The organism is Acinetobacter sp. TAC-1 (assembly GCF_029025845.1).
Taxonomy (GTDB): domain Bacteria; phylum Pseudomonadota; class Gammaproteobacteria; order Pseudomonadales; family Moraxellaceae; genus Acinetobacter; species Acinetobacter guillouiae.
Genome location: NZ_CP118892.1, coordinates 1,759,266 through 1,775,171 on the forward strand (window position 1 = coordinate 1,759,266; position 15,906 = coordinate 1,775,171).

The window sequence follows — 15,906 nt, forward strand, 5'->3', positions numbered from 1 at the left end:
CAAAGTAATGTAGTTCTATCTGCATTTGGCAATTTCTTACTTAGCACAACAATTAAATATAGAAACAGCATAATCTTGGAATGTAGTTCCTATGGCATTTGTGCTTTTTATCTAACCCAGTCTTATCAAGTATGGACATTGTTAAATGCAAACACTTGAAGAGACTCGATCAAATTTGTTTATACATTCAGCTTGCATAAAGCTGAGTTTGTGTAATATCTATTTTTTCAATTTCATTTACCCAATGATCTGCATGCATTTCATTTTTGGCAAAACTTTCAATCAGTTGAAATACCGTATCGGAAAACCCACCGATATTCATCACATCGCTATGTTCAGGCATTTGTGTGGTGGTATAGGGTTGCAAATCAACACACACCAGTTTTGCATCAGGGTTATGCTGTTTTAACTGTTTCCAATAATGCATCATCCCTGTTTTTCGATGTGATCTTGGAACTTGATCTGCCCATGATTCATTATCAGAGAAGTAAATTACCATATCAACTTTGGCATTTTCTTTCACTAACAGTTCCAAAGGCTTAGAGCAATCAGTTCCTCCACCACACATGCTGGCAAACTTTTTAGCCAAAGCAAAAATATCAATTTCTGAATTTTGCTGTTTTCCAAAATTTTTTCGTTTTAAATATTCCTGTACTTTGCTGAAATTGGATAATTGACGAACTTCAGTATCAAACGGCATCAAACGAATATTTGGATTTACATATTTAAATGCACTAGCAAATAATGCAGCAGCATCTACGCAACGTAACTGAGAGGTTGCACCCTGACGATAACCCGTCACAGAACTTGACATCGAACCTGAAACATCAATCGCAATCACCACATTTCCTTCAAGTTTCGGTACATTGGCGATGGCGCGCTGCATAGCAAACTTTAGCGCATTGGCAATTTCATGTGGCATATCCTCTGCAAGTGCTGACCAAGCCATCATCAATTGATATGGAAATACTCGACTTTTGGCTATGGCTTGCTCATCCATCAATTTATCGGCAATGATTTTTGTCATTCCTTTGATTTTAAAAACATCATGGCGTAAGAAGGTATTTAAGTTCATACGTAGCATTTGCCAAGAACCATTTTTTGCAATTTCGGCCCATTGTTTCGCATTCAAATTTAAATTGGTTAGAAGCTGCATCGGCACTTTAGGTAATTGTGTTGCTGTTCCCAATCGAAACTCTTCCAATGCTTGCACTTGAGTCGGAAGTTGGACAAGTTGGTATTCTTTTCCTAGGACATAGGCAAAAAAAGCATCGTGTTGAACTGTCTTTGGTTTTGGATGAGTCATTTTTAACACATCGGCAAGTGAAGGGCTGTTTCCAATATTGGCCGCAATCAATTGTTGATCCGATGCTGAAAGAATCCATTCATTGACCATACGTTTCGGTAATGAACCTAATGACTTGCGACCAATCATTCCAGAGCGCATGATTTGAACAAAATTTCTCAACTGTTTTCCATTATCAATAATCAAAGGAAAAACTTGCTTAAATAATTCTGCATCAAGTTCAGAAAGTAAAGCCAATAACACTACAGGTGTATCTTTCATATGTGCCTTTTGGCGTGCATAAATTGCAGTTTTAGCCACAAATTCAGGCTCTACTTCAAGCGCTAGGTTTAGAATATTATCAAGTTGCACTTGTGCATTTTGATAAAAGGTCTGATTCAGTGTACCTGTTGCAGCAAGCTGCGCTAATGCGGCACGAGATTTTAATTTATATGCGCGACCACCAGCTTCGTTGTATTCAATGGTTTTTGGTTTTGCCTGTTGTTTAGAGGCAAAAATTGTCTTGTTCGCCATGACAGCATCCTCAAGTGAATTTTTAATTTCTTGAGATAGATATTGCAGAGAGTGTGCCAAGTTTTGCTTTGGAATGAATTTTTATTTTTAAATGACTGATTTTATGCGTTTAAAAATTTTAAAAGTTCAGTGGTTATGTGCTTTTAAATTTAAAAGGTATAAAATAAAATATCTTTATTTATAGGTTTTTATCTTTATTTCTATTTTTAAAATAAAAAATCAATGAGCCTAATGTTGTGCAAATAAAAAAGGACACTAAATCCAGCTAAAAGCAAAGTTAGTTGGGGTACAGTCAACCTATTAAAAAAACTCAGACACAAAAAGATAATTTTTCTTAATTCATATTTTTAATTAAATTAATTGCAGTCGGAATAAACTATTTGAATATAAAAAGCTTGCACTGCCACACCTTACATTTAAAGTTTAAATAGCTTTGCGTATGCGATGCCTCACTTTTCTAGGGGATGCGAAACCTTGCGCTGCAAACAAAGCCGTGCTTTGTTTTTACTCATGTTGGGCGAGGGGTAGATCCTGTACCCCCGCATTCCTACACATAATGGGCGATATCCATGTCGCCACACGATAGAACGCCCATCTATGATTCAACAATATTGCATAGCATTAAATTGAAGTTGGGAAAATTACTTTTCCCAAGGTTTCCCAGTGCGAAGCTGTGTTAATTCGCCGTGCATATTTAGTTCATACTGATCAAAATCATCAGCAATATAAAAATTGCCATGATAGTACTGAGCAATTTCATCACCAATGCTTTGCACACCTTGTGCATCGTGGTAACGGGCACTGAGATGCGTTGCAATTAAATTGGGTAGCTGAATCGATTCGGCAAACTCAGCGACCATTTTCGCAGAACTGTGCATTGGACCTGCGCCTACTTTGTCTAATATCGATTGAGTATAGGTTGTTTCATGAATCAGCAGTGCTGCATCCTGACAAGCGTTGGATAGTAATTCTGGCTGATCGTTATCTCCACCGACAATGGCATAAACACTTTGAGTGTTTTGAATGAGAACATCTTGACTTAAGATCGACTGCCCATTCCACTCAATATTTTGACTTTGTTGTAGATCGCCCCAGAGTTTACCTTTCGGAATTTTGAGTTGATTTAAAACCTCAATATTGAGTTTGCGCTGAGTATGTGTCGCTTTAAAGCCATAAGCATAACTTGTCACACGGTGGTGTAAGTGATGAACGTCAATAGAAATATGCTCATCCAATTGCAATGGACTCGTCAACGTATTTACATCGATAAAATGTATTGGATAAGGCAGGAAAAGTTCAGTGAATTGACAGGTAACTTCTAACCATTGCTGAATTTCTTTGGGTGCAATCAGTGTGATTGGATCTTTACGTGCATTCATACCAGCACTTGCCAGTAAACCCATCAAGCCATAACAATGATCGCCGTGTACATGCGTAATGCAAATGGCTTTTAAATGTTGTAAAGAGAGTTTTGCTTGTTGAATACGATGCTGTGTACCTTCGCCTGCATCAACCAATATCCAGTCTTTGCTTTTGCAATAATGAATCGCTAAACCTGACACATTGCGTGTTAATGTGGGCACACCAGAGGATGTCCCTAAGAATGTAAACTGTAACATGAGGAATTAAAACCTATTGAATATTTAAAATGTTTTCTATGATTGTTTTTACAACAAAGCAGAGTGGATTCCATCAAAAAAGTGTCGAATCAGACGGTGATGGGAGAAGTGAGTAAAAGCTTTGTACATCAATAGTATAGTCGCATTATATTCAAAAGAGAAACTGAGATTTTTAAAATATTAAAAATGACGGTATAAACAGTATTTGATTTTTGACAAAATAAAACTATGCTTTAAGCAAGATATATAAAATTTTATAGATTTATAGAAATATGCAAAAATTTAAAAAAACAGTCGTGATTGGTTTTGTGGGTTCTACTTTAGATCAAGGGAAAAAACTTGATCGCTGGCAACGCTGGCGTCCCACCATGAGTTTATTGATGCATGAAGATTTAGTGGTTGATGAGCTGGTTTTGTTACATGATCGCCGTAATGTCAGCTTAATTGATCATTTGCGACAAGATGCTTTAGAAATCTCACCACAAACCCAGATTACTGGCCATAAGGTGAATATCCGTGATCCCTGGGATTTTTCGGATATGTATGGTGCATTATATGACTTTGTAAAATCATATTCTTTTGATACTGAGAACAATCATTATCTATTACATATCACCACAGGTACGCATGTTGCGCAAATATGTTGGTATTTATTAATTGATGCGCATTATTTACCAGCCAAACTCATTCAAAGTGCACCTACAGGTAAACAACAACCTGAGGGTGAATATCGGATTATAGATTTAGATTTATCTCGATATGCAGCATTAACCCAGCGGTTTGAACATGAACAAGCTGAAAATTGGCAGCAGTTAAAAGCCAATATTGCCACGAAGAACCAAAACTTTAATCAAATGATTCAAGAAGTAGAACTGGTTGCAACACGCTCAAGTGCGCCAATTTTGATTATGGGTGCAACAGGGGTCGGTAAGTCGCATTTAGCCAAGCAAATTTATCAATTGAAAAAGGAAAAATTTCATCTTTCAGGGCGCTTTATTGATGTGAACTGCGCAACGCTGGTTGGTGATAGTGCGATGTCGACATTATTTGGTCATAGTAAAGGTGCATTTACAGGCGCTATTGCAGCACGTACTGGTTATTTAAAAAGTGCGGATAATGGCATTTTATTTCTCGATGAAATCGGCGAGCTAGGGTTGGATGAGCAAGCCATGTTGCTCAAGGCCTTGGAGGATAAGTCATTCTTTCCTGTAGGAAGTGATAAAGAGGTTCAGGCTGACTTTCAGTTGATTGCAGGAACCAATCGAGATTTACGTGAGGAAGTCCGTGCAGGGCGTTTCCGTGAAGATCTATGGGCTCGCTTAAATACATGGACCTTCTTTTTACCGAGCTTAAAAGATCGTGTGGAAGATATTGAACCGAACATCACCTTTGAATTACAGCGTTTTGCTGTTGCACATCAACGTCAGTTACGTTTTCATACCGATGCCTTAGAGAAATATTTAAAATTTGCGCAATCTGCAGATGCCAGTTGGCAAGGGAATTTTCGTGATTTAACTGCAAGCGTGACACGTATGGCGACTTTAGCCAATGGCGAGCGTATTGGTTTACATGAAGTAAATGCTGAGATTGGCCGACTACAACAAATTTGGAATATTGCTGAAAATAAAGATGCGTTAACCCAATCGTCACTGATGAAAATTTTAAGTGCTGAACAAGTGGCGCAGATTGATGAATTTGATCGTATTCAATTGCAAGGGGTGATTGAGGTTTGCCAAAAATCGAAATCCATGGCCGATGCTGGCCGGCGTTTATTTTCTGTATCTCGTGAGCAAAGACAAACCACCAACGACAGTGATCGCGTGAAAAAGTATTTGGCCAAATTTGCTCTGAGTTGGGATGATGTGAACGGATAAATAAAGTGAATCATTCACCTTATTTATCCTAGAATTCTTTTTAAATTCAGATTTATGGCACAAGAAGAAAACGCGAAATTGCGATTCTTAACTGCTTTAAATAACCTGTAAAGAAATGGTTTGCACCTGGCAATACGGTAATTAAATGGCGCTGTGGTTTCGCCCATTCAAGCAAATCAGAGAGTTTAGTCGTCGGATCTGCTTCACCGTGTACAAACAGGATATCGCCTTTAATTGCTGGGGTAACATAATGACGTAGACCATCTACAGTGGATGTTGGTAAACCACATAAGATCACTTGTTGCGGTTTAATTTCATCAGGGAGCGCATGATAGGCTTTTGCCATTACATGTGCACCAAAACTAAAACCGCCAACATAGAAAGGTAGACTTTTGTGTAATTGTCTAACGTGTCTAATGACCTCTAGAATATCTTCAGTTTCAGCAAAGCCTTCATCATGGATTCCATCGCTTTGTCCAGAACCACGAAAACTTGGGCGATAGACCACACAACCCTGTTCAGAGAGGATTTGTGCAAGTAAAGCAGGAACTTTATGTTGAGGTGTACCACCTTGCAGTGGGTGAGGATGACAAACGACAGCAAAACCTTTTACTTCGCCCACAGGATAGTCAACAAAAACTTCAATTTTGCCAACCGAACCTTGAATGAACAGTTGTTCGGACATAATTTAAACGATCATAAGCAGGGAAGTGCGATAGTTTACCGATTCTGTTCACAGAAAACATGAATTGGAATTAAAATATCCCGACTGTTATAGTTTGATTAGTTATTTTTTGATCAGGAAGACCATGCTCGCCTTAATTTCCCCTGCTAAGACGCTCGATTACCAGTCAGCACTCCCGACCGATACGCACACTCTACCAAGACTGCTGGATCAATCTCAACAGCTTATAGACCTAAGTCGTAAACTCTCCGCTTCAGATATTGCCAGTTTGATGAGTGTCAGTGAAAAAATTGCCAATCTCAATGCGGAGCGTTTCCGTGACTGGAATGCTGACTTTAGTTTTGCCAACGCGCGACAAGCGATTTTTGCATTTAAAGGCGATGTTTATACAGGTCTGGATGCATATAGTTTGTCGCAAGATGATCTCAATTTTGCGCAAGATCATTTACGCAGCTTATCTGGTCTATATGGCTTATTACGTCCTCTTGATTTAATGATGCCGTATCGTTTGGAAATGGGAATAAAACTTGCCAATACCCGTGGTCATAATCTTTATGAGTTTTGGGGGGATCGAATTACCGATTTGATCAATCAGGATTTGCAACAAAGCGGCTCAACGTTATTGGTCAATATTGCTTCTGATGAATACTATAAATCGGTCAAGGAAGCAAAAATTCAGGCTGATATTATTAAACCAGTATTCTTAGATCAGAAGAATGGTAAATATAAAGTGATTAGCTTCTATGCTAAAAAAGCGCGTGGCTTAATGGCTCGATACATCATTCAAAATCAATTGGAAAAAATGGATGATCTTAAATCCTTTAATACCGATGGTTATTATTTTGACGCCGAGAGTTCATTGAAAGGTGAACTGGTATTTAAGCGTGATGAGCAAGTTGCTTAAGTATTTCAATCGTTTAATGTATTGAAAGAGAGTTGGCTTGCTTAAGCCAGCTCTTTTTCAAAAATAATGTATTCATGACCAAGCGAATTTACCGCTTTGATTTGAATAAAATTAAACATATCTTTAATTAAATCAATTATTTGATGATGTAAATCTAGCGCTGCCACACCTTACATTCAATGTTTAAATAGCTTTGCGTAGGCGATGCCTCACTTTTCGCAGGGATTGCCAAACCTTGCGCTGCAAACAAAGCAGTGCTTTGTTTTTGCTCATGTTGTGCGAGGGGTACGTCCTGTACCCCCGCCCAACGGCGACATCCCTGTCGCCCCACGGTAGGATCACCATCTATGATTCAAAAGCACAAAAAATAAGCTTCATTTTTGATCAATGACTTGATAGAAATCACTTGTATGAATAATTAGCTAGTTTGACTATAAAATAATCTGCAGGTCTTTCGGTGATTTGTTCATGTGTAAACTCATCACAGAACATGGGATCATAACCATGTTGCGTACCATCAAAAAGTAAAATTTCTTCATTGCTTTCTACATCTACCGCGTAGATGAGTTCTGGTGTAAAGTCTGTCCCACAAATGAGCTGATATTCTTCAAAAATCTCTCCATAATATTTGATTTTAAATCGTTTATTTTGTGTGGAGGATTGTATTTGACCTCGCCATTCAATATCAATGAGATCTTGAAAATAGCCAGCGTGTTTATAACAAGCAAATTTGTCTAAATGAGAAGGGGCTAAAAATTTTGATTTATTGATCATGGGATAACAGCCAAAAATGTTGTATTAATATATAAAGTCTTAGATGTTCTATAAATATGATCATAGCTAAAACAGAAAATTACCTCAAACCATTCAATCAGTATTGGGCTGAATTTGCGAATCACATAGCAATCGAAACAGAGCAGTGTATTTTTTTACAGCAGTTGCTTGTTGCTGCTTATACCGAGCCACAACGTCATTATCATACGGTTCAACATATTGTCGAATGCCTTGCGTTATTTCACCAAGTAAAAGCGCAATTGAATGATCCTGTTGCTGTTGAGTTGGCAATTTGGTTTCATGATGCCGTTTATAATCCACAAGCAAAAGATAATGAACAACAAAGTGCTCAATTAATGTGTGAGCATTGTGCGGATATTTTAACGCAATCGGTCTTAGACAAAGTTTCTCAATGGATCATTGCAACACAAGAGCATCAACCGTCTAAACAGCATGATTTAAATTATTTATTTGATATCGATTTAGCAATTTTGGCTAGCTCTACTGAACGTTTTGCAGAATATGAACAGCAAATTCAACAAGAATACGCGTGGGTTGACGCTGAAATCTATAAAGTCAAAAGAGCAGAAGTTTTACAGCATTTTTATCAAATGCAACCTTTGTATCAGACTGAATATTTTAGAAAACATTTTGAGCAAAATGCTAAAGTAAATTTGTCAAAATTTTAAAAGTGAATTTATATCAGAGCAGAAATCGTTATTATTCGACCTTTTATAAATTTGCTGATTTCATTTTTATAGTTAAATTTCATAACTTTAAGTATTTATTTTATTAAGAAACCTTAGTTTGTATTTAGGAAAATATTTTGAACATTGTCAATATTTTGAGTTTATCAGGGCTTGTTTTCTTAAGCGCTTGTTCTCAACAAAATTCTCAGAATGCAGCTCCAGCGGAGTCTACGAAAAAAGCAGCGATTGCAGCAGATAATAATGACAAAGTTGATCGTGCAAAAGCTGATACAGGAAAGGCAAGCAGTGAAGTTGAAGTCGAAATTCCTACGACTGTTACTGAAGCAAAAATAGAGCATAAATCTAAAGGATTAAATTATCCTGATGAGCTTATACAGCAGGTAAAAGATGCGCAGAAACATTGTAAGCAAGCTGTAGCGGTTGATATGAAAGATGTTGTTACGGTTGTGGATTTAATTGGGAATGATCAGCCAGAATATATTTATGAACCTGACTCGATTAGGTGTGTTGAAGATGGTGTATTTAGAGGGCATGGGGGAGATCAGCTGGTGATCTACCAATCTAAAGATCATAAAACCATACAAGAAATTTTTAACAGTGCGGTATTTTCTTATCAGATTATCAATAATCAAGCCAAAGCTATCGTTCAAGTCGAAGTTGGTGGAGGATATTGTGGGCAAAACATGGCAGAAATTAGCCGTGCAGAAGCAATCAATTGCAAGCGTAATCTGGAATGGGATGAGAGCCTAGAACAGCTGAAGATGGGTAAGATGTATGTTGATGAACCGAAGGCTAATGCTGAATAAGTGCTATTCAATATAAATAGCACTCTAAGCAGCCAGTTATGCACGAATAATCATACAGGTCGCTGTTGCGTGTGCATATAATTTGCCATCTTCATCGACCAATTTCCCTTCAGAAATGGCAAGACTTTTACTTAAATTAATCAACTGTCCAATAGCAAATAATTGCTTATTTTGAGGTACAGGGCGGCACATTTTTACATTTAAATCGATGGTCCCATAACCTACGCCTGCTTCTAGGGTGGTATGTACAGCACAGCCAGTTGCTGAATCTAAAACTGTTGCTGCAAAACCGCCATGTACGCCACCTAAAGGATTTAAATGACGCTGATCCGCTTTGACTTTAAAACTTGCATGACCATGCGAAATTTCATGTAAATCCATCGGGATGGTTTCACTAATCGATGCTCTAGGAATTTGTCCATCAACCATTGCTTGTAGAAATTCAAGCCCTGTCATTTCTTTTGGGTGTTTCATATATTTATCCTTTATATGGGGTTCTAAAAGAGAACTTAAAATAAAATATGATGTTGAGGGATTTACTGTCAAACTTTTTATTGAATTTGAACGATTGAGTTGATCTTTTTAATGTTCAAAATCGTAGAATTTTTCAATATGGTTGGATTGATGAATGATTTTTAAATCAATTCTTTCACCCGTTGCCCACGTGGCAATCGATGCTTGTAAGTCGACATCAATAATATCGAGCTCTTTACATAAGGTTTGATCACTTTCAATCACAATGAATTGAGGTGATTGTGTCTTTAGACACTTTGCAATATACCGTTGAATATTTTGGAGCTGATAAACATCTATAATTTTATAACGCATACTTTTCCAAATATTATATTTAAATTGTTGTATTGACTAATTTAGAGCGAATCATTTGGCTTTTCAATTAAAAAACATCCGTATGATAAAAAATATCTGTTTCACTATAATTTCACTACATCATTGTAGTATCTTTATGGAAAATTTATAAAACAAGGAAATCATTATGAAAGGGCAATGTGTTTGTGGGGCAACAACTTTTACGGTTGAATTAAAAAATCATGATGTTCATGCGTGTCATTGTTCAATTTGCCGAAGACAAACGAGCGGTGTAATTATGACGATTGATGTCGAACAGGGCAGTTTACAGTTTACTCAAGATCAGCACTTAAGCATTTATAATTCTTCTGATTGGGGCGAGCGAGGCTTTTGTAACTGTTGTGGTACAAATTTATTTTGGCGGACTAAAGACCAGAGTTATTGCAATATCAATGCATTTGCATTGGATCAACAGCCTCAAGATATAAAATTCGATATGGAAATTTTTATAGACAATAAGCCTGAGTTTTATGCTTTTAACAATGAGACAAAAAAACTAACCGAAGCAGATGTAATCGCGCTTTTTGCAGGAACCACTGATTCATAAGTGAGTTATTCACTGATTCGGATAAGACCTTAGATTTTTATAAAACCAATAATTCCATGCCAGCCAATTTAAGATTGACTGGCATTTTTATGTGCTTGGACGCTGAGTTTAAGGTTTATAAAGCCCAAGTTCGGTCAAATGTAATCTTAAAATCCGTCTAAGTTCCAATACGGCTTCAGGTGTCTCTTGGATCGAATGACCACCTTTGATAATTTTCTCAGATACTGCGCCGTCCAAATGTGAGCTGGTATATGGAACGATTCCATCCGTCATCACGTTAGGATCTGTGCTATTGGTGATATTGCCCATAATTGAGTGATAGATCATGTCTTTCTTGGGCATCACGTTTTCAGTCAATTTGGTGAAGTTTGAGCTATGGCTTAAGTCACTTGGACCATTTTGAATCAGTCCATGCCCAACATCTTTTAAAAAGTTTTTTGCATTTAAATCACGATCATCAATAGAGTCAGCTAAAGCCCCCAAGAATGCACCTGGCAGCTTAATAATCCGACGAGCAGCTAAAGTGAACCAGCGATCAGCAAATGCAGTACCACGATGTGGTGCTGAAATAAAAATAGCACGGTCAAAATTAGGCACAGATTGAATGGTCAAACGAGATTTGAACATTGGATCATCTTTAAATTTATCAAATTTACGATTGTTCAGCATCTTTAAGGCAGGTTGCGTCAGATTAGCATCACTGACTAATAAGCGCGCAATAATCCCGCCCATACTATGCCCAATCAACACGGCATCTTTAGCAGAAGCCGAATTCTGATTAATTGAAGCAAAACCTTGATTAATGATGGCATTGATCTGAAAACGGCTTTCTAAGATCGGCATATTGGTTGAATAAAAAACCTGCCAGACTTGATAGTGCTCACGTAATACATTGTCGCCCATAATATCATTGGTTAAACGAATCCACGCTTCAGGGCTACTGGCTAAACCGTGTACCAAAACAATCACTTTCTTATTTGGGTTATACGGTTCAAGCATATATAAATGAGGCATGGTCAGGCTTTGATCGCGATCAATTAAGCTCAAATAAGCTGCAATGCCTAAGTTGTTTTGAGCCAGCCATAGGCCATAGGGAGCTGAAAAGTTTGCAGCAAGTGGGTATTGCTTACCGCCAATTTTTAAATTTTCAATGCTATACGGGTCATACACATTCAGTTGAAAATTTGGGTTATGTAAGATGTTCTGTAATGATTCATTTGCATTTTCAGGTTGTGCTGCAATACTGACCGATAAATAACGCGGTTGATGAATATTGGGATTCATGCCGTTTTTGTATTTATAATCAAATGGATTCACAATATATTTGTTTTCTTCAGGTGCTGTCGTGTTAGGTAAAATTGCCACAAATTCTGCACCGAAACCGTCTCTACGGTTGATCGAGCGTAATCCTGAGAAGTTTAAATTATAGCTTGAAACGAGATCTTCAAGTTCAATTTGAGCCAGTGCAGGGTAGCCATTAAAATTAATACGATAAGTGCTTTTGCCCACTTTAATTTGTTTTGCCACTTTTTGGTTTTTATTTCTTATGGCATATGTCGAAATCAGTTTGGCTAAAGCTTGATTATAAAAGTCACGTATCTGAACTTGTCTGTTGTTAAAAATACGGTCTTGAGGTTGGCGTTCAGTTTTAAATAAATAGGCATAACTATAACGGATACTGTTATCTAGCATCACCATTTGCTGATCTAAACATTGCTCATAGTTTTTCTGAGAGGCTTGCTGCTTTTCAGTGGATTGATGTTTTGAAAAAAGACTGACTTTACAATTAGATGAGTCACCAAGATTGATTGCTTTGGTTAAGTAAATTTCACTTGCGGTGGAAAGCAGTTGTTCATCTTGAATCTGTGGAATTTCGGCTAAATCGGCCACACATTTTTCGGGTTCATCTGTACACGATTTGGCTTCACGTCCAGTCATTGATAAAACATTTAAGCTGGCTTCACTCATTTTTGAACGGGTCAAAATGCTGTCACGTTCATTGGCAATGGTTACGTTCACCTTTTGATTTTTTACACTGACAACTTGGCATCCAGATAAAATCAATGGGCTCATTGCTAAAGCACAAAGCAAAATATTGTTTTTTGAGTATTGCATAATCATTAACTAGATCAATCTTTGTCTGAATCATACGTTAGTTTTATTCAATTTATAAACAAAAAAATAGACTGAATGTTCAGCCTATTTTTTCAAAAATTTATAAATTTATTTTGCCAGAGCTGGGTTTTTCAAAACCTGCCAAACGTTGTAACGACCTTGTTTTTCAATTTCTTGAATTAAACGATCAGCAACTTCAGCTTCTTCTGGGTATTTCACTTTATAGTTTTTCAAGGTTTGGATCGCATTTTTCTTTTGCTCCATACCAATAAAGTTGTTTGCAGAAGATAAATAGGCTTCTTGAACACCTTGTTTGATGGCTTTATCTAAATATGGAATCGCTTCTTTTTGACCGCCACCCTCAGATAAAGAGAAACCAAACCACAAGTTTGCTTCAGCATCATCTTTGTTGATTTTAAGAATACGTTGAGCATACTCTAATGACTTGGTGGTATAAGAAGAACCTAAGTCAAGGTTACGGCCTAAAACACTGGCTTTAAATGCACGAATCAAAATATCAAAAGAAGCATTTGGTGCCGCAGCCAATTGGTCAAGCTGAGTAGAGACTTCTTTCAACTTAGTTTCAAAGCCTTTACGTTCTTTACGGTCACTAAATTGTGGTGGGTAATGACGTGCTTTACCTTCAACCATTTGCAAGAAATCATCAATTGCTGTGATGTCAATTTCATTGTTTCCAGCAAGTACTGCATATTTCATAGCACGTTGTGCGCTATTTACTGTAGGTACAATCAGTTTATTGGTATCTAAAATGATTTTTTGGCTTGGATTTGCCGGATCTGTCACTTCAAGTTTGTTTACAGGTTGAGCCGCTGCTTTTTTTAACTCTAATTCAAAAACTGGCGGTTGCGAGTAATCAAAAGGGTTTAATGCATAGAACGGAGGAGACAATTCAGGCTCAGTGTAAATAAACGGCTCGTTTGCATCTATTTTATTCTGTTGCTTAGTCGGTGTTGTTGAACACGCAGTAAGTAATGATGTTGCGAGCAATGCATATGCCAAAGGCTTAATCGTCATGTGTTTCTTCCATTAATTTATATTAAAAAACGTGCATGCGCATCAGTCTATGAAAAGACGTCTGAACATGCAACTTGATTTGGTTCGTATTATTAAAAATTATACATTACAGTCTATTGACACTTCATTTTGTGAAGTAGTTGGGGCTGTTGAGATTTCATAAATGGCTTACGTTGTAGGTTAAAATTGAGCAGGCAAGGCATGAAACGAAGAGAATAGCGAGACTATTTTCGAGTTTCATAACGAAGGCTGAGATAATTTTAACCACAACCCTGAGCAAGAACAAAGCACTGCTTTGTTTGCAGCGCAAGGCGCAGCTGGGGGACTAGTGTATTTTTTGCCGCTACGTCGTTACGAACTACTCATTTAGAATGACTAAATTTCGTATTTCGCGTCTAGTATCGCCTAAAAAACACACGTAGTCGCAAACATAGACGAATTGTCAACAGGCCCTAAGAAACCTTATGCTTTCGATGAGTGGTTTTGTGCTTCACATTCACGTCTAACTTCTTCAATAATTTTGATTTCATCTTCACTTAAAGGCTGTTCAATATTGTGTTGTAAATTAAAGGTTGGGTCTAAAAGTGATAAACGCTGGCACAAACTATTGATGCGTTTTTCATTTTGTTCCAAACGATCTAACAAAACACGCATACCATCAAGCATAGGGTCGGATTGTTCTGGTACGGCTGCGTAGGCTTGAAATTCTGTGTTTTCAATACCACTGGTCATTTCTTCTGGACAACTTGGTTCTGGTGTAGTGACGGTTTCTTTATCTTTGCTAATAAAGCGAGCAGGATTACCTACCGCCGTGACGCCATCAGGTACAGCTTTAGTCACCACAGCATTTGAGCCGACTTTAGCATTTTTACCGACCACAAAAGGGCCTAGGATTTTTGCACCAGCGCCTACTACAACACCGTCTGCTAAAGTCGGATGACGTTTACCTTTATTCCATGTCGTGCCACCTAAAGTCACCCCATGATACAAGGTGACATCATCACCAATTTCTGCTGTCTCACCAATCACCACACCCATACCATGATCGATAAAAAAGCGTTTACCTATTTTAGCGCCAGGGTGAATCTCAATACCTGTAGTAAAACGACTAAAAGAAGACAAAATGCGTGCTGAAGTTTTACAATCTTTTTCCCATAACTCATGGGCAACACGATGCATGATTAATGCATGTATCCCAGGATATGTAGTTAAAACTTCAAATGTATTACGCGCAGCAGGATCTCGCGCAAATACAGCTTGGATATCTTCTTTAAGCTGTTTTAGCATTAGTTTTGATCCTCATCTTTTGACTTTTTCCATGTACCATTATTTAAGGCTTGAACTCGGCTAAAAATGCCTCTTAATAAATGATATTCCATCTTATCTAATTGTATACGCCCAAATAATCGACGCAAGCGTAAAGGCAGTAAACGCGGGTTTTTAGGGTCTAAAAATTCGATATCAGCCAACATTTTTTCAATATGCGGATAAAACTGTTCCATTTGTTCGTGTGTGACCAACGGTTCATCCCAATGCATATCTGCTGAATCTGTTACCCGCATCACTGCTTCAGTATCCAGTTTCTTATCAGCCAGTTCTAATGTTGCCATACGCATTTCATAGCACAGCACTTGAATTGCTTGGGCAACATTTAACACACCATATTCACTATTCACTGGTACGGTGACATGAAAGTTTGCCAGTGCAAGCTCTTCATTGGTTAAACCACGATCTTCACGACCGAAGACAATAGCGATTTCTTGCTGATGTTGAATAACCGCTTGCATAGATTTTTGCGCCGCAGGGCGTGCATCAAGTAAAGGCCACGGAATGGTGCGACTACGCGCACTGGTTCCAAATACAATATGACAATCTTTAATGGCATTTTCTAAGCTGTCGACAATTTCTATGTGCTCAATCAGATCTGCCGCACCCGCTGCCAAGGCATCTATATCTGGGTGAGGGTAGGTTTTAGGTGCAACGAGCACAAGTTTAGTTAAGCCCATTGTTTTCATTGCACGTAGAGCACTTCCGATATTGGCAGGAAGTGTCGTATTGACCATGACAATACGTACATGACTTAAATGCTGTGAAATCACAGCATTGTCGAAAATATCCATGAATATTCCAAAATATTAAGCTTTAAATTCA

16 protein-coding genes are annotated in these 15,906 nt (G+C 37.8%); 5 read left to right on the forward strand and 11 right to left on the reverse strand.

The features are described from left to right. Positions 1–187: 187 nt before the first annotated feature. Positions 188–1,819 carry a TROVE domain-containing protein gene (locus PYV58_RS08130; RefSeq protein WP_275059796.1) on the reverse strand — a complete coding sequence of 544 codons (1,632 nt, stop codon included), beginning with the start codon at positions 1,817–1,819 and terminating at the stop codon, positions 188–190. A gap of 641 nt (positions 1,820–2,460) precedes the next feature. Beyond that, positions 2,461–3,438 carry a ribonuclease Z gene (locus tag PYV58_RS08135; RefSeq protein ID WP_034615849.1) on the reverse strand — a complete coding sequence of 326 codons (978 nt, stop codon included), beginning with the start codon at positions 3,436–3,438 and terminating at the stop codon, positions 2,461–2,463. Positions 3,439–3,710: 272 nt separating this feature from the next. Here PYV58_RS08135 and rtcR point away from each other — a divergent pair, with 272 nt between their 5' ends. Beyond that, entirely contained in the window at positions 3,711–5,312 is a 1,602-nt protein-coding gene (gene rtcR, locus PYV58_RS08140; protein WP_034615846.1) for an RNA repair transcriptional activator RtcR, read from the forward strand. 52 nt (positions 5,313–5,364) lie between these two features. On the opposite strand, the gene PYV58_RS08145 is transcribed toward rtcR, so the two are convergent. Beyond that, positions 5,365–5,997, reverse strand: coding sequence for an alpha/beta fold hydrolase (locus PYV58_RS08145; RefSeq protein WP_004719268.1), 633 nt, complete (start codon positions 5,995–5,997; stop codon positions 5,365–5,367). Between the two features lie 124 nt (positions 5,998–6,121). On the opposite strand from PYV58_RS08145, the gene yaaA reads away from it, so the two are divergent. Then, positions 6,122–6,901 (forward strand): peroxide stress protein YaaA, encoded by a 780-nt coding sequence (yaaA, locus tag PYV58_RS08150; RefSeq protein WP_034615843.1) that lies wholly within the window; start codon positions 6,122–6,124, stop codon positions 6,899–6,901. Positions 6,902–7,055: 154 nt separating this feature from the next. Here the strand turns inward: yaaA and PYV58_RS08155 are convergent, their stop codons facing one another. Both PYV58_RS08155 and PYV58_RS08160 read right to left on the reverse strand, forming a co-directional pair. Next, the gene (locus tag PYV58_RS08155; protein WP_275059797.1) at positions 7,056–7,232 is read right to left on the reverse strand and encodes a hypothetical protein; all 177 of its coding nucleotides are present in this window, start codon (positions 7,230–7,232) and stop codon (positions 7,056–7,058) included. A gap of 71 nt (positions 7,233–7,303) precedes the next feature. After that, on the reverse strand, positions 7,304–7,675 hold the full coding sequence (locus PYV58_RS08160; protein ID WP_227504295.1) for a hypothetical protein: 372 nt from the start codon (positions 7,673–7,675) through the stop codon (positions 7,304–7,306). A gap of 56 nt (positions 7,676–7,731) precedes the next feature. On the opposite strand from PYV58_RS08160, the gene PYV58_RS08165 reads away from it, so the two are divergent. Both PYV58_RS08165 and PYV58_RS08170 read left to right on the forward strand, forming a co-directional pair. Continuing rightward, positions 7,732–8,364, forward strand: coding sequence for a metal-dependent hydrolase (locus tag PYV58_RS08165; protein WP_034618302.1), 633 nt, complete (start codon positions 7,732–7,734; stop codon positions 8,362–8,364). A gap of 137 nt (positions 8,365–8,501) precedes the next feature. Beyond that, positions 8,502–9,191, forward strand: a complete 690-nt coding sequence (locus tag PYV58_RS08170) for a hypothetical protein (RefSeq protein WP_034618303.1) — start codon at positions 8,502–8,504, stop codon at positions 9,189–9,191. A 36-nt stretch (positions 9,192–9,227) separates the two neighbouring features. Here PYV58_RS08170 and PYV58_RS08175 read toward each other — a convergent pair whose 3' ends face one another. Further along, complete coding sequence (locus PYV58_RS08175; protein WP_034618304.1) at positions 9,228–9,665, reverse strand: PaaI family thioesterase; 438 nt, start codon at positions 9,663–9,665, stop codon at positions 9,228–9,230. A 108-nt stretch (positions 9,666–9,773) separates the two neighbouring features. Then, the gene (locus PYV58_RS08180) at positions 9,774–10,019 is read right to left on the reverse strand and encodes a hypothetical protein (protein WP_004719281.1); all 246 of its coding nucleotides are present in this window, start codon (positions 10,017–10,019) and stop codon (positions 9,774–9,776) included. Between the two features lie 166 nt (positions 10,020–10,185). On the opposite strand from PYV58_RS08180, the gene PYV58_RS08185 reads away from it, so the two are divergent. After that, positions 10,186–10,605 carry a GFA family protein gene (locus tag PYV58_RS08185; RefSeq protein WP_034618305.1) on the forward strand — a complete coding sequence of 140 codons (420 nt, stop codon included), beginning with the start codon at positions 10,186–10,188 and terminating at the stop codon, positions 10,603–10,605. A gap of 108 nt (positions 10,606–10,713) precedes the next feature. Here PYV58_RS08185 and PYV58_RS08190 read toward each other — a convergent pair whose 3' ends face one another. The 4 genes from PYV58_RS08190 to PYV58_RS08205 form a co-directional block, all read right to left on the reverse strand. Beyond that, positions 10,714–12,726: an alpha/beta fold hydrolase gene (locus PYV58_RS08190; protein ID WP_034618306.1), complete on the reverse strand. Its 2,013-nt coding sequence runs from the start codon at positions 12,724–12,726 to the stop codon at positions 10,714–10,716. A 102-nt stretch (positions 12,727–12,828) separates the two neighbouring features. After that, the gene (locus PYV58_RS08195) at positions 12,829–13,755 is read right to left on the reverse strand and encodes a hypothetical protein (RefSeq protein WP_034618307.1); all 927 of its coding nucleotides are present in this window, start codon (positions 13,753–13,755) and stop codon (positions 12,829–12,831) included. Positions 13,756–14,217: 462 nt separating this feature from the next. Beyond that, positions 14,218–15,042 (reverse strand): serine O-acetyltransferase, encoded by an 825-nt coding sequence (cysE, locus tag PYV58_RS08200; RefSeq protein WP_034618153.1) that lies wholly within the window; start codon positions 15,040–15,042, stop codon positions 14,218–14,220. Then, positions 15,042–15,875 carry an RNA methyltransferase gene (locus PYV58_RS08205; RefSeq protein ID WP_034618151.1) on the reverse strand — a complete coding sequence of 278 codons (834 nt, stop codon included), beginning with the start codon at positions 15,873–15,875 and terminating at the stop codon, positions 15,042–15,044. Before PYV58_RS08205 ends, cysE begins: the two co-directional genes overlap by 1 nt. Positions 15,876–15,906: the final 31 nt, after the last annotated feature.

Excerpts from the sequence above, each read along its gene's own strand:
- PYV58_RS08175 (WP_034618304.1), bottom strand. The coding sequence starts at position 9,665 with ATGAAACACCCAAAAGAAATGACAGGGCTTGAATTTCTACAAGCAATG.
- PYV58_RS08145 (WP_004719268.1), bottom strand. The coding sequence starts at position 5,997 with ATGTCCGAACAACTGTTCATTCAAGGTTCGGTTGGCAAAATTGAAGTT.
- PYV58_RS08185 (WP_034618305.1), top strand. The coding sequence starts at position 10,186 with ATGAAAGGGCAATGTGTTTGTGGGGCAACAACTTTTACGGTTGAATTA.
- PYV58_RS08135 (WP_034615849.1), bottom strand. The coding sequence starts at position 3,438 with ATGTTACAGTTTACATTCTTAGGGACATCCTCTGGTGTGCCCACATTA.
- PYV58_RS08160 (WP_227504295.1), bottom strand. The coding sequence starts at position 7,675 with ATGATCAATAAATCAAAATTTTTAGCCCCTTCTCATTTAGACAAATTT.
- yaaA (WP_034615843.1), top strand. The coding sequence starts at position 6,122 with ATGCTCGCCTTAATTTCCCCTGCTAAGACGCTCGATTACCAGTCAGCA.
- PYV58_RS08195 (WP_034618307.1), bottom strand. The coding sequence starts at position 13,755 with ATGACGATTAAGCCTTTGGCATATGCATTGCTCGCAACATCATTACTT.
- PYV58_RS08165 (WP_034618302.1), top strand. The coding sequence starts at position 7,732 with ATGATCATAGCTAAAACAGAAAATTACCTCAAACCATTCAATCAGTAT.
- PYV58_RS08205 (WP_034618151.1), bottom strand. The coding sequence starts at position 15,875 with ATGGATATTTTCGACAATGCTGTGATTTCACAGCATTTAAGTCATGTA.
- PYV58_RS08130 (WP_275059796.1), bottom strand. The coding sequence starts at position 1,819 with ATGGCGAACAAGACAATTTTTGCCTCTAAACAACAGGCAAAACCAAAA.
- rtcR (WP_034615846.1), top strand. The coding sequence starts at position 3,711 with ATGCAAAAATTTAAAAAAACAGTCGTGATTGGTTTTGTGGGTTCTACT.
- PYV58_RS08190 (WP_034618306.1), bottom strand. The coding sequence starts at position 12,726 with ATGATTATGCAATACTCAAAAAACAATATTTTGCTTTGTGCTTTAGCA.
- PYV58_RS08180 (WP_004719281.1), bottom strand. The coding sequence starts at position 10,019 with ATGCGTTATAAAATTATAGATGTTTATCAGCTCCAAAATATTCAACGG.
- cysE (WP_034618153.1), bottom strand. The coding sequence starts at position 15,042 with ATGCTAAAACAGCTTAAAGAAGATATCCAAGCTGTATTTGCGCGAGAT.